Below are 16,595 nucleotides of genomic sequence, written 5' to 3'. Positions count from 1 at the left end.
TTGTCGGACCGCCGAACCAGCTCCCACAGGGTTTAGTGTTGTCCCTTCTTGCTGGTTACATTCGACCCGACGCTAACTTCCCGATCATGCCCTCCGGTCCTGAACAGCCCCAGGTCCACAGAAGCATCCCCATCCTCCAGGCCCATGGCACTTTCCTTGTAGGTATTGACCAGGTCCTGCCCCAGTTCGACCGGAGCATTGGACAGGTTGGTGCCGACTACCCTTCGGTAATCACGCCCACTCAGGGTTTGCTTGCTGACGTGCCCGCTGCCCAGTTCGACATCGCCCTTCGGCGCTCGCAGGTCAGCACCGGACAGCCGTACGTCCCCGGCAACCTCCAGGGCGATGCCGTCCCGGCCCACCAGTCGGCTTGGCTCGGCAACGCTGTCGAGCTGGCGATGATCGACCTTCAGATCCAGCGTCGGCGAAAACCCTGGATCGATTTTCTGTACCGTCGAACCGACGCTTTTCTCCGCCTTGGCAGCCAAAGGCCCGCTGAACGATTTCACTGCATTGAGATACCCCTGCGGGTTCTTTTCCTGGCTAAGCCGCGCATCTACGTCGATTTTCAGGCCCTTGATCCGGTCCATCTGGCTGGCGACCAGCAGGTCGCCACCGATCTGCCCGTCGATGGCTCCGGCATTGACCCGCACGCCCTTGAGCTGCATGTCGTTCAGGCTGTTCAGGCCGACCCGCTGCCCGTTCAGCTCGCTGTTGAGGTGGTGCAGGGCATCGAGTTGATCAAGGTTGACCAGGGCGCGGCCGTGCAGCGCGCTTTTGTTGTCGGCCTTGGCTTCGGCCGGGGTTTTCGAGAAGCCGGCTCCGGCCGTGAGCTTGAGGTTGTCGCGTTTTTCGGTGTCCTGCGCGGATTCGACCAGCACCCCGCCATTTTCCGCGGTGACCATGACCTCCTTGGCCGAGGCCTTGACCCCTTGCAGGTGAATGGCCTGGTCGCTGCCGTCCTGGCTGGTGAAGTTCAGGGAATCCTTGGCGGTGAGCACGGCGGCAGTGGCCTTGCTGCTCTGTTCATCGATCCGTCCGGTTTCGAAGTGACCACCCAGCCCGCCACCGGCGCCCGCACCGCCGTTCCTGACCTGCACTTCGCCGCCGCCGCCGAGGTTGCTGCCGCTGGCGCTGTGGGTATCGGTGGCCGCCAGTACCTGCAGTGGGCCCTGGGCGTCCAGGGTAATGTCGGTGGGCTTGTTCTGCGGATCGCCGATACGCGTGCCGGCCAGGGTCATCTTGCCGCCCGAGGTCAGTTGCACCGCGCCTTGCGCGTCGATGCTGGCGACCCGGGCCTGGCTGTCGCGGCTGTCGAGGCGCTTGTGGTCGAGGTAGCCGCGCAACTCCAGGGCCTTGCCGCCGGGGGTAGTGCCGGCCTTGACCCAGCCACTGCCGTCGGTCTGGCGCAGGCTGCTCTGTTGCCGGTCGTTGGCCTGGGCGAGCGTCAGGTCGCCTGCGGCATCCACCGTCACCGCGCCTTTGCCGCCATCGAAACGAGTGCCTTCGTACAGGCCGTCGCTGCCCAACTGGACCTGGATGCCTTGCTGGCCATACAGGCTGCCGGGCTGCGCAGTGATGCTCTGTGTGGTGCTATCCAGCGAGCCGCCCTTGCCGGACAGGCGCACGGCGATGTCCTTGCCGGTGGCGGTTTCCACCCGGGCGGCGCCACTCACGTCCAGGCGCTGCACGGCTTCGCTGACGCTGTCCTGCGCGGCGCTGAACTGATGATGTTTCGCGTCGATGTGGACCTTGCCGTTGCTCGCGCTGTAGCGGGTGCCGTTGTCGTTCAGGCTGTCGGCCTTGACCTTTACTACCCCGGCGCTCAGTTCGCTGACATTCGCCGTCTCGCTGCGGCGGGTTTGCTCGCGCTTGAGATGATCCAGCGAAAGGTCCACGCCCAAGGTCGGCGGGGCGAGGGCGTCTTCAACCGAGGCCTGCTGGAAGCGTGCAGCTTCGTTGCCGTTCACCACGTTTTCGATGGGCCGGGTAAGGTCCTTGATTTCCAGGCTGAGGCCGGCCCGTCCGTTCCACTCGCGGTTGCTTTCGCGCACCTCCTCGACCTTGGCGGTGGCGCGGTTGTCCACTTGGGGTGCATCCACCAGCAGCTCGCCACCAGCCTCGACTTTCGCCGCTTCGTTGACCAGGTCTGATGTATTGACGCGGATATCGCCGGTTGCCTTCAACTCACTGGACAGCGGATCAATACTGGTTTGCTCGCGTACCTGCTGATGATGAAAACCCTCGGGGCCCGTACCGATCCGGTCCATACCGCCGGTCGCCGCGATACCGCCACCGAAGCGGGTGTCGGTGCTGCTCTGCTGGCGCTGGTTGCTCTGCGCGCCGAGGCTGACCTGCGCGCCGCTGATGTCGATCGCGCCTTGGTTGGCGTTCAGTCGGGAACTGTCGATGGCGACCCTGGACTTGCCGGTTACTTCGATGCTGCCGGCGTCCAGTTGGCTGGGGACCAGGGTGGTCTGGGAGGAGGTATTGTCCTTGCTGGTCAGTTGATAGCCCGCCGCAGCGTTGTACTGCTTCGAGCCGGGCTTGCCGTCTGCGGCCAGGACGGTTTCCCTGGCGTTGGCATAGAAGCCGCGCCGGGTCTCCTGGGTGTTGATTTGCTGGCTTTCCTTGGCCGCGCTGAGGTTCAGGTCCTTGGCGGCTTCGAGCTGGAGCTTGTCGCCAGCCTTCAACCTGCTGCCGATGACCCGCAGTTCATCGGCGCTGGCCAGGCGCAGGTTGCTGTCCGAGGTGACATCGCTGGTCAGCACGCTGTCGCTGCGTTGCTGGCTGTCGCTGCTGTTACTGACCAGGCCGAAGACCTTGCTGTCACTGTGTCGGGTACTGTGCTGGCGGGTGTCATGGGCGGCCTCGACGGTGAGGGTGGCCTTTTGGCTGGCGAGCAGGGCGTCGTCCTTGCTGGCGATGCGGCTGCCGCTGACCTGTACCTGGTCGGCAACCACCGTCAGTGCACCACCTGAGATCATCTGGCTGCCAAGGTTGCGGGTATCGCCGCCCTCGCTACCGTCGCGCTTGCCGAAGAAGCTGCCGGAGACCAGGTCGCCGCTGTACTGCTTGCTGGTGTCGCTGCTGTTTTGCTGCGCGGTGGTCACCTCCAGGTGTGGCGCCTTCACGGTCATGTCCTTGCCGCTGCGCAGCGTGCTGCCCTCGACGCGCATGTGTGTGCCGGCTTCCAGTTTCAGTTTGCCTGCGGACAGCTCGCTGGGCAGGGCTGTCTCGCGGTACTCGCGGCTGTCCTTGTCGCCACGCCAGAGATGCTTGCGGTGACGGATGGTCTCGTCGACGTGCACGCTCTGCAGGCCGGCACCGATATCCAGGCGACCACCGGCGTCGATGCTCAGGTCGTCCCTGGCCTTGACCTTGGCATTGCGGATCTGCAGATCTTCGCCGGCCTTCAGGTCGATGGCGCCGCTGGCCACAAGCTGGCTACCCAGGTCCTTGCGCTCGGTGGTGGTGCGTTGGCGGTCATAGGTTTCGGTGGTGACGAACCACCATTTCTTTTTGTCGCTCTGGTTCTCGCGGCTGATCTTCTCGCGGGTCTTGCTGTCCAGCACCAGGCGCTTGCCGGCCCGACCCTCGACCCGCGCCGCGCTGGCGTCGACGGCGCTGAGGCGCAGGTTCGCCGCGGCGTTGAGCTTGAGTTCGCCGGTGCCGGCATCGATGCGACTTTGCCGACGGGCGCTGCCGGCGATATCGAGGTCCCCGGCAGAGTCCACGCTGATGCCGTCCCGGGCGCTCATCGAGGGTGGGGCGATGCGCACCCCGGCGCCCTCGGCGGTGCTGATGATGCGGATCTGCCCGGCGCGCATGGCGCCGAACAGGTTGGCGTCGATGCTGCCCGGAGTGCCCGGACGGTGTTCGAAGACCTGGCCGCTGGCAACGTCGATGCGGTTGCGCCCGGCAATCACTTCGAGGTCACCCTTGGCGTCGAGCAGGCCGGCGCTTTCGATCTTCGGCGCAATCAGGGCCAGTGCGCCCTCGACATTGGCCAGGCCGCGCTCGCCGACCTTCAGTTGCGCGTTGCTGTCCAGGTTGTCGAACTGGCTCAGGCGCCCGTCTTCGATCACCGGACGCCCGACGATCAGCCCGGCCTTGGTGGTGTTGATGAACGTGCCGCCGTTGATGGTGATGCCGTTGGGATTGGCGAGGATGTAGTCGGCCGGGCGGCCGAAGATTTCCTGCGGGCCCTCGATGATCGAAGCGTTGCGGCTGATCACCTCGTTGAGGATGGTCGAGGCGGCCTGGCCCTGTAACTGCGGATTGGCGCCGAGCTGTCCGGCCAGTTGCGACTGGCCGGGTTGAAGGGCGTTGTTCAGTACCGCGCCGGGCTTGCCGACGTTGTAGTCGAGGAATTGGTTGTGCGACAGGCCGCTGGCATTGGGCGCAACGATATCGATCACCGGCACGCCGTTGTGCGGGTTGATCGTCGGGGTGCCGCCGGGTCCGGGAGCCGGTTGCAGTGCCGGGCTGGCCAGGCCGATGCCGGGGCCAATCAGGCTGGCGGCGATCGCCAGGCGCAGCAGGTTGGGATTGAAGCAGTGTCGGGCTGTTTTCACGGTGCGGTCTCTCTCGGTGATGAGTCAGAAAACCAGGGTCAGTTGTGCGCGCCAGTGGCCGGCTTCGAGGGCGTGGCGGGGCGTGTTGTCGTTGTGCAGGGGGCGCTGGTACTCGAGGCTGAGGCGTGCGTCGGGCCGGGTCAGATGCAGACCGGCGGACATGCCCAGGAGGCGTTGCGAGGGCGAGCCATGGTCGAAACGGCTCCAGCCGGCGTCGAGGCCGATGGCCGGGCGGATCTCCAGCGGCAGTCCGGTGTTCAGCGGCAGGCTCAGGGTGTTGCGCCACACTGCGCCGCTGGAGCCGGAGACGGTGCTGTCGCGGAAACCCCGTACTGCGGAGGGGCCGCCGACCCCCATCTGTTCCAGCGCGGAGAGGGGATCCGGGCTGTATTGCGCAGCCAATTCGCTGTCCCAGCGCCAGCGCGTCAAGGGATCGGTGCGCTCACGCCTATGCCAGAGACTGGCGCGGTACTTGCGGAACTGTGGTTCCGGCGAACTCGGGTTGATCGTTTGCGTGTCTGCGCCAAACAGGGCCAGTCCTTGGCTGTAGCCGAGGCTGGCGTTCCACTGGGCGTCGGTGCGCCAGCTCAGGTTAAGGTCGGCGTCCAGTGTGCTCAGGGTCGAGCTCTGGACGCCGAGTTTGATCACTGAAATGCGGTTGCTAATGCGCTTGTGGCTGATCTGCACGCTGGCGCCCAGGAGTGCGTTCTGGCTGTGCCAGAGCGAGCGGTCAAGCTTCAGCGTGTACATCCCGGCGCTACCGCTGCCGACGCCGTCGATGAAACGCAGAAAGGGCAGCGGCGACTGGTAGCGCGCCTCGCTCGCGGATATTCCCAGGGTCCACGGACCATGGGGAATGCTGTAGGCCAGGGTGTGGCCGCGAAACTCGCCCGGGCTGCCGGGCAAGCTGCTCATCAGACCCAGTTGCAGGAAGTCGTTCTGGTGCAATGGACTGTCGAGGGCCAGGGTCAGGGCGGCTTGCTGGCGGCCGACCAGGACAGAACCGAAGTTGTTCACATTGACCTGTGCTTGCCCGCGCAAGGCCAGCGGGCGTCTGGCGCGGATTACCACACGGGTACCGCCCGGCAGCGTACCCGGCTTTAGATCGGCGCCAAGGTCGACACTGCGCAGGCGGTCCATCTGCCGTAGCCCCTGTTCCAGGGCTTGCAGGGTCAGTGGCTGGCCCAGCAGATCGGGAAAGGCCCGGGACAGCGACAGAGGCAATTGCGGATCGTCGAACTCTACCGATTCGACGAAACCTTCGACGATCAGGATGTCGAGCGAACCCCTGCCGCCCAGTGGGTTCGCCAGATAAGGCCGGCTGGCCAGATAGCCCCGTTCCATGTAGAGCCGGGTAATCGCCTTCAGTACCCCGTTGATCTGCGCCTCGCTCATGCAGGGCTGGAGTAACGGTTCAAGGCTGCTGTTCAGGACGTCGCTGTCGATCAGCGTATTGCCGGCCAGGCGCACGCCGCTGATCGGCCAGCAGTGCTTCGAGGCGGAGGCTGAGGGAGTGGCCTCGGCGGGTGTGCCGATCGGGGAGGGCGACAGGCGGCGCAGGCGCTGCTGGCGCTCGAGCTCCTGCAGCTCACGTTGCTGCTCGTGCAGCAGGGGAAGCCCCGGATTGGCGTGGACCAAACCGACATTGGGGCAGAGTGCAGCGATGACGAACGAAGACGCCAGCAGGCGTACGCATCGGGATGAACACGGCATGGCGCGTCCCTAAAGTTGTTGTTTTAGGGCGGAGATTCGTTGCGAGGTAAAGAAATCTAGGGCAAGGGGCATCCATTTGGATGCGGGGGAAAGACGCGAGACTTGGTGGGAAAAGGGTGCGGTTGGTCGAGGAAATTTCTGAAGGCGTGGATCAGATACAGAGGCCCAGTGGAAGCTGGCTTGTCGGACCGCCGGCTTCCACAGGGTTTCTTATCGTCTGTCGGAGGCTGTTCCAGCCTCAGGGCCGGATTTCGATCATGGTGCCGTCCTGCACCAGGTTCCACACTTCGCGCATGTCCGTGTTGCGCATGGCGATGCAGCCTTCGGTCCAGTCCAGGGTGTGGAACACTTCCTCGGGATACTCCCCGCCCAGCGGCGTGCCGTGGATCATGATCATGCCGCCCGGTTGCACCCCTTCCCGCCGTGCCTTGGCCGCGTCCGTCACATTCGGATAGGACACGTGGATCGCCAGGTTGTAGCGGTCCGAGACCTTGCGCCAGTCCAGCCAGTAGAAGCCTTCCGGGGTGCGCTTGTCGCCTTCGCGCTCCTTGGCGCCCACGGGTTTCTTGCCGAGGGAGATGCGGTAGGTCTTCAGGGGTTCGCCATTGCTGATCAGCTCCAGGCGGCGCTGCGACTTGATCACCAGGACCTTGTCGATACGGCCCGGCGTTGGGGTTGTGGCGGGAGAAACCAGTGGCGCATCGTCCTTGAGTACCGGTTTCCTGATGATGGTCTCGATATAGGCGGCCTGGGACAGCGAGGCAACACTCAGGCAGAAAAGGGCAAGCAACCAGCGCATTGAACGGTATCCCCGGAGAAGCAACTTCATGATTCGAGTGTGGGTGGCGGGGCGAAAGAAGGCGGCAGGCTATGGTTGCGCACCGGATAGTGCTGCTTTTCGCGGTCCCGATAGTAGCATTCTAGTGTGACGCGCACGGTGCGGAAAGCCAGCTCGTCCCACGGGATCTCGTGTTCCTCGAACAGGCGCACTTCGAGGCTTTCGACGCCGACATCGAAATCAAGATCGGCCAGTTCGCCGCGAAAGAACACATGGACCTGGTTGATATGCGGCAGATCGTAGAGGTGATACAGGGTCAGCTCGCCCAGGCGCGCGCAGGCTTCCTCGACGGTTTCCCGACGCGCGGCCTGCTCCATGGTCTCGCCGTTCTCCATGAAACCGGCCGGCAGCGTCCAGTAGCCCTTGCGCGGCTCGATCGCGCGGCGGCACAGCAGCACCCGGCTGCCATGATTGGGCAGCACGCCGGCCACGATATTGGGGTTCTGGTAGTGGATCGCCTGGCAGTGATCGCACACGTAGCGCAGGCGCGAGTCGCCTTCGGGAATACGCTGGGTCACCGGCTTGCCGCACGCACTGCAGTATTTCATGCTTATCTTCCTGTGGGTAGCGGCTATCTTCGCCTCCCGCTCCTGCGCCGGGCAAGGGCGATCGTCAGCGGGGCTTGGGCGCGGGACGGCTTTGGTGCATGATGCAGGACGATTCTGGAACGAGAGAGACCATGCTGGACGAGCTACTTCGCCGTGTGAGCAGTCACACACCGGGCACTTTGGAAACCGATCGTCGTTTTCCCGAGGCCGCGGTGCTGTTGCCCATCACCCGTAGCGAAGAGCCGGAGCTGGTCCTTACGTTGCGCGCCAAGGGCCTGTCCACCCACGGCGGCGAAGTGGCGTTTCCCGGCGGGCGACGCGACCCGGAGGACCCTGACCTGGTATTCACTGCACTTCGCGAAGCCGAAGAAGAAATCGGCCTGCCTCCGGGGCTGGTCGAGGTGGTCGGGCCGCTCAGCCCGCTGGTGTCCCTGCACGGCCTGAAGGTCACGCCGTATGTCGGCCTGATCCCCGATTACGTCGAGTACCGGCCCAACGATGCCGAGATCGCCGCGGTGTTCACCGTTCCGCTGGAGTTCTTCCGCCAGGACCCGCGTGACCACACCCACCGTATCGACTACCAGGGCCGCAGTTGGTACGTGCCCAGCTACCGCTACGGTGAGTACAAGATCTGGGGCCTGTCGGCGATCATGATCGTCGAACTGGTCAACCTGCTCTACGACGCACGGATCAGCCTGCACCAGCCGCCCGAGCGCTTCACTCCACTCTGACGAGCGGGACCACCCGCCGCGCATCTACCGTGAGGATCCACGCATGAAATACCGTCTGGGCGACCTGCGGGTCGAAACCCACCCGCAAAGCTGGGTAGCGCCCAATGCCACGCTGATCGGCAAGATCCGCCTGCAGGCCGGGGCCAGCGTCTGGTTCAATGCGGTGCTGCGCGGCGACAACGAACTGATCGACATCGGCGAAAACAGCAACGTCCAGGACGGCACGGTGATGCACACCGACATGGGTTCGCCGCTGACCATCGGCCAGGGCGTGACCATCGGCCACAATGCCATGCTCCACGGTTGCACGGTGGGCGACTTCAGCCTGATCGGCATCAATGCGGTGATCCTCAACGGCGCCAGGATCGGCAAGCACTGCATCATCGGCGCCAATGCGCTGATCCCGGAAGGCAAGGAGATCCCCGACGGCTCGTTGGTCATGGGCTCGCCGGGCAAGATCGTGCGCGAGCTGACCGAGGCGCAGAAAAAGATGCTCGAAGCCAGCGCCGCCCATTACGTGCACAACGCCCAGCGCTACGCCCGCGACCTCGCGCCGCAGGAGGACTGATGAGCAGTTCAGTGGAAAAACCCGTGGCATCGCCTTGCGTCAGCATCTGTGCGCTGGACGACCACGATATCTGCATCGGCTGCCAGCGCACTGCCACGGAAATCACCCGCTGGGGGCGCATGGACAATGCCGAGCGGCGCCAGGTGCTGGCGCTGTGTCATGAGCGCGCCCTGGCTGCCGGGCTGATCTTCGGCCAGCCCGCCAAGGTCAGCTGATCCCCGGGACTTGGCCGCGCGGGGTCGGTGAAGTACCCTGTGCGGCTTGTCCACCGGTCACCTTCAATGTTCTTTCTCATCGCCTACATTGCCAGCGTGGTGCTGATCAACTACGCCTTCTCCAGTGCACCGCACCTGGATGTCATCTGGTCCGCCTGGGGCGGGCTGGTGTTCGTCCTGCGCGACATGGTGCAGACCCGCTACGGGCATGGCGCGCTGGTGGCCATGCTGGCAGCGCTGGTGCTGTCCTATGTCACCTCCGAGCCGGCCATCGCCCTGGCCAGCGCCACCGCCTTCGCCGTGTCCGAACTGATCGACTGGCTGGTGTTCAGCATCACCAAGCGGCCACTGCACGACCGTTTGTGGATCAGCTCGGCGCTGAGCATTCCCATCGACACCTTCATCTTCTTCGGCATGATCGGCGCATTGACCCCGGCGGTAGTGGGGACGGCGCTGGCGTCCAAGTTCGCCGGTGTCACCGCCGTGTGGCTGGCGATGGCCTGGCGAGTACGCAAGAACGCCATCGCCAACTGAAGCCCTGCACCGAACCCTGTGGGAGCTGGCTTGCCAGCGATTTGGCCAGTCCTGACGACATCATTGCTCAAGCCGGCCCTATCGCTGGCAAGCCAGCTCCCACAGGGGGCTATGTCGCACTCCCGATCATTGCTCATGTAAAATACGCCCCTTTCGCTGGCCCGCACCGTGCTGGGGCGGTCCTGGATTTCTCTCCCTGAGGACCTGTGATGACTCGTATCGGAACTCCATTGTCGCCCACCGCGACCCGTGTATTGCTTTGCGGTTGCGGCGAGCTGGGCAAGGAAGTGGTGATCGAGCTGCAACGCCTGGGCGTTGAAGTGATTGCCGTGGACCGCTACGCCAACGCCCCGGCGATGCAGGTGGCGCACCGCAGCCATGTGATCAACATGCTCGACGGCGCTGCCCTGCGCGCGGTGATCGAGGCCGAGAAGCCGCACTACATCGTGCCGGAAATCGAAGCCATCGCCACCGCCACCCTGGTCGAGCTGGAAGCCGAAGGCTTCACCGTGGTGCCGACCGCCCGCGCCGCACAACTGACCATGAACCGCGAAGGCATCCGTCGCCTGGCCGCCGAAGAGCTGGACCTGCCGACCTCGCCGTATCACTTCGCCGACACCTTCGAAGACTACAAGGCCGCCGCCCTGGACCTCGGTTTCCCGTGCGTGGTCAAGCCGGTGATGAGTTCGTCGGGCAAGGGCCAGAGCCTGCTGAAAAGCGCCGACGACCTGCAGAAGGCCTGGGACTACGCCCAGGAAGGCGGCCGTGCCGGCAAGGGCCGGGTGATCATCGAGGGCTTCATCGATTTCGACTACGAAATCACCTTGCTGACCGTTCGCCATATCGGTGGCACCACCTTCTGCGCGCCGGTTGGCCACCGCCAGGAGAAGGGCGACTACCAGGAATCCTGGCAGCCGCAGGCGATGAGCCCGGTGGCCCTGGCCGAATCGGAGCGCGTGGCCAAGGCGGTCACCGAGGCCCTGGGCGGCCGCGGCCTGTTCGGCGTGGAACTGTTCGTCAAGGGCGACCAGGTCTGGTTCAGCGAAGTGTCGCCGCGTCCGCACGACACCGGCCTGGTCACCCTGATTTCCCAGGACCTGTCGCAGTTCGCCCTGCACGCACGGGCCATCCTCGGCCTGCCGATCCCGGCGATCCGTCAGTTCGGCCCTTCGGCCTCGGCAGTGATCCTGGTGGAGGGCACGTCGCAGCAGACCGCCTTCGATAACCTCGGCGCGGCCCTGGCCGAGCCGGACACCGCACTGCGTCTGTTCGGCAAGCCGGAAGTCAACGGCCAACGGCGCATGGGCGTATGCCTTGCCCGTGACGAGTCGATCGAAGCGGCCCGGGCCAAGGCGACCCGCGCTTCGCAAGCGGTGAACGTCGAGCTGTAAGGCTCAAGCAAACGGGGCGGATCGCAAGGTCCGCCCCGTTTTTCGCTACAGATCCGAGTGCCGGGTTTCCTTCAGGCACAGCACGGCAATCAGGCTCAGCAGGGCCGCCGCCGAAACATAACCCCCCACCCAGCTCAAACCACCCATCACCACCAGCTTCTGTGCGAAGAACGGCGCGGCGGAGGCGCCGACGATGCCGCCCAGGTTGTAGGCCGCCGATGCGCCGGTGTAGCGCACATGGGTCGGGAACAGCTCCGGCAGCAGCGCGCCCATCGGGGCGAAGGTCACACCCATCAGGAACAGCTCGATGGCCAGGAACAGCGCCACCCCGGCGGTGGAGCCCGAGGTCAGCAGCGGCTCCATGGCGAAGCCCGAGGCGATGGCCAGCAGCGCACCGACGATCAGCACCGGCTTGCGCCCGTAACGGTCGCTGAGCCAGGCCGACAGGGGCGTGGCCAAGGCCATGAAGAGCACGGCGAAGCACAGCAGGCCAAGGAAGGTTTCCCGGGTGTAGCCCAGCGTCGATACGCCGTAGCTCAGGGAAAATACCGTGGAGATGTAGAACAGCGCGTAGCACACCACCATGGCCAGCGCGCCCAGCAGCACCGGCAGCCAGTATTGGGCGAACAGTTCGACCACTGGCATTTTCACCCGCTCGTGGCGGGCGATGGCCTTGGCGAAGACCGGGGTTTCTTCGAGCTTCAGGCGCACGTACAGGCCGACGATGACCAGCGCGGCGCTGAGCAGGAACGGAATGCGCCAGCCCCAGGCACGGAAGTCCTCGTCGCTGAGGAGCATGGCCAGCGCCAGGAACAGGCCGTTGGCGGCAAGGAAGCCGATGGACGGGCCCAGTTGCGGGAACATGCCGAACCAGGCGCGTTTGTTCTTCGGTGCGTTCTCCGTGGCCAGCAGCGCCGCGCCGCCCCATTCGCCGCCAAGGCCCAGGCCCTGGCCGAAGCGCAGCACGCAAAGCAGGATCGGCGCCCAGATGCCGATGCTGTCATGTCCCGGCAGGACCCCGATCAGCGTGGTACACACGCCCATCAGCAGCAGCGAGGCGACCAGTGTCGACTTGCGGCCGATGCGGTCGCCGAAATGGCCGAACAAGGCCGAGCCCAGTGGCCGGGCAAGGAACGCGATACCGAAGGTGAGGAAGGCCGACAGCATTTGTGCCGTGCCCGAGGTCTGCGGAAAGAATACCGGTCCGATCACCAGGGCGGCGGCGGTGGCATACACGTAGAAGTCATAGAACTCGATGGCGGTGCCGATGAAGCTGGCAGTGGCGACACGGGCAGGCGAGTTGCCGGACGGCACGGCGTCCGTCTCGTTGTAGGTGCTGCTGGTTGTCATCTGGTGAACCCCTGACGGTCGAGTGCTCTTCTGGCGACCTTGCCGGGTGAATGGCGAGGGGCCGGAGCGTATTTATAGGTATGACTCGCGTCGCCGAGCATACGCCCTGTCGGGGTGGGGGCGGGCGCGGGCACTGTTCGGGGTGTGAAGCAGTACCGGTAAAGCGCCATGCGGGCGGTGCGCAGTGGCCGCAAAGCGCCGGGTGCGGGTAGCGGGCGCGACGGCAGGGCTGGGTAAGCGTGTGTCGAGTATAGCCAGATTCGATACCGAATGTGTCTGGCTCGTGCGCCAGCGCTGCGGCGGATCAGGCCGCGGGGCGGGTGACGGTCCAGACCAGTATCCGGCTGGCGCGGTTGTCCTCGGTTTCGAGGATTTCCAGGCGATAACGGCCGATCTTCAGGCACACCGCACTGTCCGGAATGCTTTCCAGTGCTTCGGTCACCAGGCCGTTGAGGGTTTTCGGGCCGTCGCTGGGCAGGTGCCAGCCGAGACAGCGGTTCAGTTCGCGGATGGCGACGGCGCCTTCGATCACATAGCGTCCGTCGGCTTGTGGGTGGATATGCGGATTGTCGTGGCGATCCTGTTCCTCGAACTCGCCGACTATCTCTTCAAGGATGTCTTCCAGGGTGACGATGCCCTGCACTTCGCCGTACTCGTCAACGACGATGCCCATGCGCCGCTGCTGCTTGTGGAAATTCAGCAACTGCAGTTGCAGCGGGGTGCTTTCCGGGACGAAGTATGGCTCGTAGCAGGCGGCCAGCAGGTTCTTGAAGGTCAGTTCTGCATTGGGCAGCAAGTGGGCGACGTGGCGTATGTTCAACACCGCCTGGACCTGGTTGATATCACTGTGGAACACCGGCAGGCGCGTGTGCTTGCAGGCGATCAGGCGGGCAGTGATTTCTTCGATGGTCTCGTCGAGGTTGACGCCGTCCACCTCGCTGCGCGGGACCAGGATGTGGTTGACCGTGATCTTTTCCAGGGCCAGCAGGCTGGCGGGCAGGGTGCGGGCGTCCGGTTTCTCGCTGTCCTGATCACTATCATCCGGCAGCGAATCGTCGGGCTGGTGATGGTTGACCACCGCAGGCCTGACCGCGAATGGCCGTACGATCAGGCGGGCGATGCCGTCCAGCAGGCGGGCCAGGGGCTGCAGCAGGTAGAGCGGGAACCTGAGGATCATGCCGAGGCTGATGAACGCCTCCGGATTGCGCCGCGCCAGTTGTCGCGGCAGGTACTCGGCGCAGACCAGCAGGAGCAGGGCGGCACCCAGGCAGCCCAGCCAGAAACCACGCTCGCCCTGGCAGTGCAGGCCGGCGAGGGCCGCGAGGGCGAGCACCAGCAATTTGCCGAGGGTGGCGCCGAGCACCAGGGCCTGCTCCGGAATGCTGTCGAGGGCTGGATGGCGATCCTGGTCGCGAACCCTGGCCAGGCGCTGGCGTGCACTATCAACCGCACTGAACAGTGCCGACCACAACAAGGCCAGGGCCAGTAGCCCGAATAGCGGAGCCAGCGGCAGAGTGTTCATCGATCGCTCGTCAGATATGCAGGATGAATTCGCGTACCAGCTTGCTGCCGAAGTAGGCCAGCATCAGCAGGCAGAAGCCGGCCAGGGTCCAGCGGATTGCCTTGTGTCCGCGCCAGCCCAGGCGGGTGCGGCCCCACAACAGGACGCCGAACACCACCCAGGCGACGCAGGACAGCAGGGTCTTGTGCACCAGGTGCTGGGCGAACAGGTTGTCGAGGAACAGCCAGCCGGACACCAGCGACAGTGAGAGCAGCCCCCAGCCGGCCCAGAGGAAGCCGAACAGCAGGCTTTCCATGGTCTGCAACGGCGGGAAGTTGCGGATCAGGCCGGACGGATGCTTGTGCTTGAGCTGGTGATCCTGCACCAGCAGCAACAGCGCCTGGAACACCGCGATGGTGAACAGGCCGTAGGCCAGGATCGACAGGAGGATATGGGCGAGGATGCCGGGCTCTTCGTTGACCAGCGGCACCGTGCCGGACGGCGCGAACTGGGCGATCAGCGCGGTCAGCAGGCCGAGGGGGAAGAGCAGCAGGAGCAGGTTTTCCACCGGGATGCGCAGGCAGGCGATCAGGGTGATGGCGATCACGGCGGTGGCGATCAGGCTCGCGGCGCTGAAGAAGTCCAGGCTCAGGCCCAGGGGGGTAAGCAGTTGCCAGAACAGCGCGGTGCCCTGGGCGAGCACGGCCAGGGCGCCGAGCAGGCCGAGCAGCCGTTTGTCGGCCTTGACACCGCGGGCCAGGCCGGTGCCTTGGAGGATGATCGCGGCGGCGTAAAGGCAGGCGGCAATCAGGTTGGGTAGCAAGCTGGGTGACAAGGGGAGCATAAGTCCTGTTAGGCAAGCCCGAAAGTCGAGGAGTTTGGCATAGAACCCGGCCCCCTAGGAAGCATGGTGGTAGACGGTCGGTGCGCTCCGGTCCTGCACCATGGTGTGCGCTGGCGCGAGTCTTCGCTATAATCGCGCCCCTGTCCGTGCCCACGGCTGGCTAAACCCCGGTTCCACAGAGCCTGAAAGGATCCCCATGTTTGAAAACCTGACCGATCGTCTGTCACAGACGCTGCGCCATGTCACCGGCAAGGCCAAGCTGAACGAAGACAACATCAAAGACACCCTGCGTGAAGTGCGCATGGCGTTGCTCGAGGCCGACGTCGCCCTGCCGGTGGTCAAGGATTTCGTCAACAAGGTCAAGGAGCGTGCGGTCGGTACCGAGGTTTCCCGCAGCCTGACCCCGGGCCAGGCCTTCGTGAAGATCGTCCAGGCCGAACTCGAAGAACTGATGGGCGCGGCCAACGAGGACCTGAGCCTGAACGCCGCGCCGCCTGCCGTGGTGCTGATGGCCGGTCTGCAGGGTGCGGGCAAGACCACCACCGCCGGCAAGCTGGCGCGCTTCCTCAAGGAACGCAAGAAGAAGACCGTCATGGTCGTCTCTGCCGACGTCTATCGCCCTGCAGCGATCAAGCAGCTGGAAACCCTGGCCAACGACATCGGCGTGACCTTCTTCCCGTCCGACATCAGCCAGAAGCCCGTGGCCATCGCCGAAGCGGCGATCCGTGAAGCCAAGCTGAAATTCATCGACGTGGTCATCGTCGACACCGCCGGCCGTCTGCATATCGACGCCGACATGATGACCGAGATCAAGGACCTGCACGCTGCGGTCAAGCCGGTCGAGACCCTGTTCGTGGTCGACGCCATGACCGGCCAGGACGCTGCCAACACGGCTAAGGCCTTCGGCGATGCCCTGCCGTTGACCGGCGTGGTGCTGACCAAGGTCGACGGTGACGCCCGTGGCGGTGCCGCCCTGTCGGTGCGTGCCATCACCGGCAAGCCGATCAAGTTCATCGGCATGGGCGAGAAGACCGAGGCCCTGGAGCCGTTCCACCCGGACCGTATCGCCTCGCGCATCCTCGGCATGGGCGACGTGCTCAGCCTGATCGAGCAGGCCGAGCAGAACATCGACAAGGCCAAGGCCGACAAGCTGGCCAAGAAGCTGAAGAAGGGCAAGGGCTTCGATCTCGAGGACTTCCGCGACCAGCTGCAACAGATGAAGAACATGGGCGGCCTCGGCGGCCTGATGGACAAGCTGCCGAGCATCGGTGGGGTCAACCTGGCGCAGATGGGCAACGCCCAGGGGGCGGCCGAGAAGCAGTTCAAGCAGATGGAAGCGATCATCAACTCGATGACCCCGGCCGAGCGCCGTGACCCTGACCTGATCAGCGGTTCGCGCAAGCGCCGGATCGCCATCGGTTCCGGCACCCAGGTGCAGGACATCGGCCGCCTCATCAAGCAGCACAAGCAGATGCAGAAGATGATGAAGAAGTTTTCTGCCAAGGGCGGCATGGCCAAGATGATGCGCGGCCTGGGCGGCATGATGCCCGGCGGCGGCATGCCCAAGCTGTAAACCCGATTCGCGGTGCGGCCTCGATTACCGGGGCCGCGCCCGGAACCCGCCTCGCGGCGGGGACATGGCCATCTCTATGAAGAGTGGCTTCATTGCAGATCTGTATGACAGGCAGGCGTTTTCCAGAAAAAAGGCATTTGCAAAAGCCCGTGTATTCCTTGAGAATATGCGGCCTTTCGGGTACCCGTACCCGTTTGGCCTATAGATTTGCA

13 protein-coding genes are annotated in these 16,595 nt (G+C 64.7%); 6 read left to right on the top strand and 7 right to left on the bottom strand.

Annotated features, from left to right (window positions below; all coding sequences use genetic code 11):
- Positions 1-32: 32 nt before the first annotated feature.
- The 4 genes from CSV86_RS19675 to CSV86_RS19660 all read right to left on the bottom strand — a co-directional run bounded on the left by CSV86_RS19675 (position 33) and on the right by CSV86_RS19660 (position 7,676).
- A complete protein-coding gene (locus tag CSV86_RS19675; protein WP_009403567.1) occupies positions 33-4,577 on the bottom strand; it encodes a hemagglutinin repeat-containing protein in 4,545 nt (1,514 codons plus the stop codon).
- Between the two features lie 24 nt (positions 4,578-4,601).
- The gene (locus CSV86_RS19670) at positions 4,602-6,290 is read right to left on the bottom strand and encodes a ShlB/FhaC/HecB family hemolysin secretion/activation protein (protein WP_037061530.1); all 1,689 of its coding nucleotides are present in this window, start codon (positions 6,288-6,290) and stop codon (positions 4,602-4,604) included.
- 238 nt (positions 6,291-6,528) lie between these two features.
- Positions 6,529-7,089 carry a L,D-transpeptidase family protein gene (locus CSV86_RS19665; protein ID WP_009403570.1) on the bottom strand — a complete coding sequence of 187 codons (561 nt, stop codon included), beginning with the start codon at positions 7,087-7,089 and terminating at the stop codon, positions 6,529-6,531.
- 26 nt (positions 7,090-7,115) lie between these two features.
- Positions 7,116-7,676, bottom strand: a complete 561-nt coding sequence (locus CSV86_RS19660) for an NUDIX hydrolase (RefSeq protein WP_009403571.1) — start codon at positions 7,674-7,676, stop codon at positions 7,116-7,118.
- Between the two features lie 131 nt (positions 7,677-7,807).
- Between CSV86_RS19660 and CSV86_RS19655 the strand changes: the two genes are divergently transcribed.
- The 5 genes from CSV86_RS19655 (at position 7,808) to purT (ending at position 11,115) form a co-directional block, all read left to right on the top strand.
- Complete coding sequence (locus tag CSV86_RS19655) at positions 7,808-8,407, top strand: CoA pyrophosphatase (RefSeq protein WP_009403572.1); 600 nt, start codon at positions 7,808-7,810, stop codon at positions 8,405-8,407.
- 43 nt (positions 8,408-8,450) lie between these two features.
- A complete protein-coding gene (locus tag CSV86_RS19650; protein WP_009403573.1) occupies positions 8,451-8,975 on the top strand; it encodes a gamma carbonic anhydrase family protein in 525 nt (174 codons plus the stop codon).
- Complete coding sequence (locus CSV86_RS19645) at positions 8,975-9,190, top strand: DUF1289 domain-containing protein (RefSeq protein WP_009403579.1); 216 nt, start codon at positions 8,975-8,977, stop codon at positions 9,188-9,190. The genes CSV86_RS19650 and CSV86_RS19645 overlap by 1 nt, the downstream gene beginning before the upstream one ends.
- A gap of 66 nt (positions 9,191-9,256) precedes the next feature.
- Positions 9,257-9,724 carry a 7-cyano-7-deazaguanine/7-aminomethyl-7-deazaguanine transporter gene (locus CSV86_RS19640; protein WP_009403581.1) on the top strand — a complete coding sequence of 156 codons (468 nt, stop codon included), beginning with the start codon at positions 9,257-9,259 and terminating at the stop codon, positions 9,722-9,724.
- 209 nt (positions 9,725-9,933) lie between these two features.
- Positions 9,934-11,115, top strand: coding sequence for a formate-dependent phosphoribosylglycinamide formyltransferase (gene purT / locus CSV86_RS19635; RefSeq protein WP_009403583.1), 1,182 nt, complete (start codon positions 9,934-9,936; stop codon positions 11,113-11,115).
- A gap of 45 nt (positions 11,116-11,160) precedes the next feature.
- Here purT and CSV86_RS19630 read toward each other — a convergent pair whose 3' ends face one another.
- The 3 genes from CSV86_RS19630 to CSV86_RS19620 all read right to left on the bottom strand — a co-directional run bounded on the left by CSV86_RS19630 (position 11,161) and on the right by CSV86_RS19620 (position 14,810).
- Positions 11,161-12,465 (bottom strand): MFS transporter, encoded by a 1,305-nt coding sequence (locus CSV86_RS19630; RefSeq protein ID WP_009403585.1) that lies wholly within the window; start codon positions 12,463-12,465, stop codon positions 11,161-11,163.
- A gap of 304 nt (positions 12,466-12,769) precedes the next feature.
- Positions 12,770-13,987, bottom strand: coding sequence for a transporter associated domain-containing protein (locus tag CSV86_RS19625; protein ID WP_009403586.1), 1,218 nt, complete (start codon positions 13,985-13,987; stop codon positions 12,770-12,772).
- A 10-nt stretch (positions 13,988-13,997) separates the two neighbouring features.
- The gene (locus CSV86_RS19620; RefSeq protein WP_009403588.1) at positions 13,998-14,810 is read right to left on the bottom strand and encodes a cytochrome C assembly family protein; all 813 of its coding nucleotides are present in this window, start codon (positions 14,808-14,810) and stop codon (positions 13,998-14,000) included.
- Positions 14,811-15,006: 196 nt separating this feature from the next.
- Here CSV86_RS19620 and ffh point away from each other — a divergent pair, with 196 nt between their 5' ends.
- Positions 15,007-16,383 (top strand): signal recognition particle protein, encoded by a 1,377-nt coding sequence (ffh, locus tag CSV86_RS19615; RefSeq protein WP_009403590.1) that lies wholly within the window; start codon positions 15,007-15,009, stop codon positions 16,381-16,383.
- The last annotated feature ends 212 nt before the right edge of the window (positions 16,384-16,595 follow it).

This window comes from Pseudomonas bharatica CSV86, from assembly GCF_000319305.2.
Classification (GTDB): domain Bacteria; phylum Pseudomonadota; class Gammaproteobacteria; order Pseudomonadales; family Pseudomonadaceae; genus Aquipseudomonas; species Aquipseudomonas bharatica.
Note: the sequence above shows the minus strand (reverse complement) of the source record. Positions and strands in the feature narration are given on the sequence as shown.